The organism is Tepidiforma sp., assembly GCF_034433535.1.
In the GTDB taxonomy this organism is placed as follows: Bacteria; Chloroflexota; Dehalococcoidia; order Tepidiformales; family Tepidiformaceae; genus Tepidiforma.
Genome location: NZ_DAOUAO010000218.1, coordinates 1 through 2132, shown reverse-complemented (window position 1 = coordinate 2132; position 2132 = coordinate 1). Strand labels below are relative to the sequence as shown.

General features: G+C 72.7%; 1 protein-coding gene. It reads right to left on the bottom strand.

Features of this window, described 5'->3' with window-relative positions; translation table 11 throughout:
- Nucleotides 1-55: 55 nt before the first annotated feature.
- Entirely contained in the window at nt 56-2065 is a 2010-nt protein-coding gene (locus VAE46_RS11480; protein WP_322797074.1) for a chloride channel protein, read from the bottom strand.
- Nucleotides 2066-2132: the final 67 nt, after the last annotated feature.

Here is a 2132-nt window from a genome sequence, read left to right as displayed (position 1 = left end):
TTGGAGGTGGGACGTAGGAGGTGGGAGTCCCGCGCCGACGGCGGGCGGGGTGGGGTCAGGGGGCCTGGAGGAGGGTGAGGACGGCCGCGCGGGCGCGGGGGGTGCAGGTGACGGTGAGGCGGTCGCCGGGGAGGAGGATGAGTTCGCCGCGAGGGACGATGGTCTGGCCATTGCGCTGGACGGCAGCAACGCGAGCGCCGGCGGGGAAGTTGGAATCGGCGAGGCGCCGGTGGGCCAGGGGGGAATCGGCCGGGAGAACGGCTTCAATGGCTTCGAGGTCGTCGGCGATGGGCGCGAGCTGGCGCAGCTGCTGCGAAGCGGCCCGCCGGTAGGCGCGGAGGAGCGAACGCATGTCGATCTGGCCGACGACGGCCGGGGGCTGCCCTTCTTCGACGACCGGGAGCCAGCGCCGTTCGTTTTCGGTCAGGGTGTCGATGGCGCGGTCGAGGGTCCATTCGGCGCTGACGGCGGTGCGAAGCGGCCGGGCCAGCTCGGCGGCGGCGGCTCCGGGCGACGCCTCGAGGTCAGCGGCCTGGACTTCGCCGAACCCGCCGCCAGGGAGGATGACCACAGCGTGGCGCGTGCCGGCTTCGCGGAGGCGCTCGAGGGCTTCGGGCGCGGAGAGCTCGCCGGCCAGCACGGGAACGGGGATGGCGGCCTGGCGGGCGGGGAGGGCGGAGAGCAGCGGGAAGGCGAAGCGGTGCCGATGGGCGGGCGAATCGGCACGGGTCGGGAGTTGCTGGCGGTAGATGGTCTCTTCGCCGACGACGAGCGAGGCGACGGCAACGGCGGCCATCGCGGGTGCGAGCAGGGAGAGGTTGCCGGTCATTTCGGCCACCATGAGGAGCATGGCAAGCGGCGCATGGGCGATGGAGCCGAACATGGCGGTCATGCCGATGATGACGACGGGGCCGGGGTCATCCGGGAAGCCGGGGAGGTCGCGCCCGAGGCGCCAGTAGGCGGCGCCCAGCAGCCCGCCGATGACCATGCCGGGGCCGAAGATGCCGCCGGAGCCGCCGGAGCCGACGCTGAGCGAGGTGGTGAGGATGCGCAGGAAGGGGAGCGCGAGGAGGAGCCATGGCGAGAAGGCGAGCACTCCCTCCGGCGTGAAGGCCTGCTGCACCCAGCCGTAGCCGACGTGGATCGCCTCGGGGGCGGCGATGCCGATGGCGCCAACGAGCAGGCCGCCGAGGGCTGGCCGGGCCCAGCGGGGCAGGGGAACCCGCTGGAAGAGCTCTTCGGTGCCGTAAAAAACCCGGGCGTAGAGGATGCCGACCAGCCCGGCGGCGAGGCCGAGCAGGGCGTAGTAGGGGAGTTCGCTCGGGTGCGAGAAGGAGAACCCGCCGGCACCGCCGAAGATGGGGGTGTAATCGGTGTAGGCGCCGAAGACGGCGTAGGCAACGATCGACGAGATAAGGCCGAGGAGGATGACATCGGCCTCGAAATCGTGGCGGTAGAGGACTTCGGCGGCCATCATGGCGCCGCCGAGGGGTGCGCGAAAGATGGCGCCGATGCCGGCGCCCATGCCGGCAGCCAGGGCGCGGCGACGCTCGGCAGGCTGGAGCCCGAGGCGGTCGGCGAGGAAGGAGCCGAAGCCGGCGCCGATCTGTGCGGTGGGGCCTTCGCGGCCGGCGGCGCCGCCCGAGCCGATCGTGATCGCGGAGGCGACCAGCTTGACGGGGACCACCTGCCAGCGGACACGCCCGCTCTTCCAGTGGAAGGCGCCGATGGCGGCGTCGGTGCCGTGGCCGGCCGCTTCGGGGGCGAGGAGCGCGACGAGGATGCCGCTGGCGAGGCCGCCGAGGGCGACGACGAGGGGCAGCGCCCAGCGCCGGTCGGGGCCAGAGTGCTCGAGGGAGCCTTCCCCGAGTGGGGCCGGCGGCTGATAGCCGGCGAGACCATCGAGGAGGTGGCGCGTGGCGAACTCAATCGCTTCGTAGAAGAGGATGGCACCAGCGCCGGCGACCAACCCGATGACGACGCCGAGGAGAACGGTACGGGCGAGGCCGCCGGGCGGCAGGCGGAACGTGAAGTGCCGCTTCGCTGCCGGGCGGGAGGGGGCCATGGGCTCATCATACGCACGGGAGGTGGGAGCGGGGAGCCGGAAGGAGGTGGGAGGTTGGAGGTGGGAG